The organism is Halococcus morrhuae DSM 1307, assembly GCF_000336695.1.
GTDB lineage: Archaea > Halobacteriota > Halobacteria > Halobacteriales > Halococcaceae > Halococcus > Halococcus morrhuae.
This window is the reverse complement of sequence record NZ_AOMC01000039.1, coordinates 1-1,817: the sequence shown is the minus strand read 5'-3', so window position 1 is coordinate 1,817 and position 1,817 is coordinate 1. Positions and strand designations below refer to the sequence as shown.

The 1,817-nt window shown below is 56.7% G+C and carries 1 protein-coding gene and 3 pseudogenes; 3 read left to right on the top strand and 1 reads right to left on the bottom strand.

Features of this window, described 5'->3' with window-relative positions; translation table 11 throughout:
* Positions 1–174 precede the first annotated feature (174 nt).
* The 3 genes and pseudogenes from C448_RS17025 to C448_RS16500 form a co-directional block, all read left to right on the top strand.
* Positions 175–432 (top strand): annotated as a pseudogene (locus C448_RS17025) (helix-turn-helix domain-containing protein); the annotation flags it as partial.
* Positions 426–647, top strand: coding sequence for a helix-turn-helix domain-containing protein (locus C448_RS17020; protein WP_394294940.1), 222 nt, complete (start codon positions 426–428; stop codon positions 645–647). The pseudogene C448_RS17025 and the gene C448_RS17020, both read left to right, overlap by 7 nt.
* A pseudogene (locus tag C448_RS16500) lies at positions 613–1,305 on the top strand (IS630 family transposase); the annotation flags it as partial. The gene C448_RS17020 and the pseudogene C448_RS16500, both read left to right, overlap by 35 nt.
* 89 nt (positions 1,306–1,394) lie before the next feature.
* On the opposite strand, the pseudogene C448_RS01935 reads toward C448_RS16500, so the two are convergent.
* Positions 1,395–1,817, bottom strand: a pseudogene (locus C448_RS01935) (TIGR00303 family protein); the annotation flags it as partial.

Genomic DNA, 1,817 nt, shown 5'->3' with positions numbered 1-1,817 from the left:
GGTGACGGGTAGTGCGGAATTCTTAGACGGGCTCACAGAGAACACCCATATAGAGGGGCTGAGAGGAGATAACGTTGCAGTTCTATCTGGGTACGGATTTACTGGATGGTCCACTCAGTGTAGCTTCACATTTGTACTCGCTAGTTTATCGTCTCTGACCGCGTATGTAGAGGAATGAGCAGAAAGAAGCACGTCGTTGATCTCTCTGACGAAGAACGCAGAACACTCGAGTGGTTCATCTCGACTGGTGAACGCAAGGCAGAGGACAATACGCGGGCGCGAATTCTTCTGAAAGCTGACGACGGGCTCACAGATGCGGAGATCTGTGAGCACGTCGGCTGTAGTATCGGAACCCCATACAAGGCGCGCAAAAACTACTCCGAACGAGGGATTGCGGCGATTCATCGCCGTAAGCCCGATCGCGAATACGAGCGCAAACTCGACGGGATGCTGAAGCACGCCTCATCAAACTCGCCTGTAGCGACCCACCAGAAGGGTGCGCTCGTTGGACGCTTCACCTTCTCGCCGACGAACTCGTTACCCTCGACGAGATCGACTTTGAGTCGATCTCTCACGAAACCGTGAGACGGCGTCTAAAAAAACACCCTCAAACCACATCTCTACGATTACTGGGTGATTCCCGCTGAAGACGACGGTCAGTTCGTTTACCACATGGAGGACGTTCTCGATATCTACCATGAGCCATACGATGAGAAGCGGCCAGTTGTCTGCTTTGACGAAACCAGCAAGGCGCTTCGCGGCCACAAACGCGACCCGCTCCCGGCAGAACCGGGAGCGGTCGCACGTGTCGATACTCACTACAAACGCAACGGCAAGAAAAAGCTCCATCTCGCCACCGAACCACTAACTGGCTGGGTCAACGTCGAGATCACCGAAAAACGGCGAACCTGCGAGTGGATCGATCGAATGGTCGAACTCGCCGATGAGCACTACCCGGATGGGGACTGCATCCGGGTGGTGCTCGATAACCTCAATACACACAATCCTGCAGCGTTCTATCGGTTCTTCCCACCGGATGAAGCACACGCCTATCTCGATCGATTCGAGTTTCACTACACGCCAAAGCACGGCAGCTGGCTGAATATGGCCGAAATCGAGATTGGCACACTCAAACGCCAGTGTCTCGACCGGCGAATCTATCACGCAGCGACCCTCCGGTCGGAGGTCGCTGCGTGGCAAGATCGTCGTAACGCTGCTGATGGGCTGATTGACTGGCAGTTCACCACTGATGACGCCCGAATCAAACTACGCCAGCTCTATCCCGTTCCGCTTGAGGTGGACTAGTGAGAGTACGATTGAAGCTACACTGAGCAAGTTTCATCTCACCTAGTTGATCGTCAGGCAGATAGCGCCGACGAAATCTTTGGCGGACACTACAGGGACTCGTCGACCACAAGTCGATCATACACGGCAACGACCTGCTCGCGTACGTCCGCCATCGATATACCAGCGCGGTCGGCCAGCGCCAATGCGCCGCCCATCCCGACGCCTTCCTTGGCCTCACCGGCAATGTACGGGTTCATCGCCGAATGGTTACGATGATGGAAGCCCGGGTCGGTGACGGTCACGTCCAACGAGAGGTCGTTCGCCAGTTCGTTCATACGTACCGTCTCGTCGTCGGCAATGAAGGAGGTCGTCGCGACCGAGAGTGCCGTGTCCACGCCTGCATGCCGAGCGAGCGCGGCAGCGGCGACGAGTTGTGTCCCTCCGGCGAGCGTCACTGACGTATCAGTGGTCGTCGCTCCGATAGTCATCCCGGCCACGGCAGCGAGTACCGGGTCGCCGACGTGGCGTAC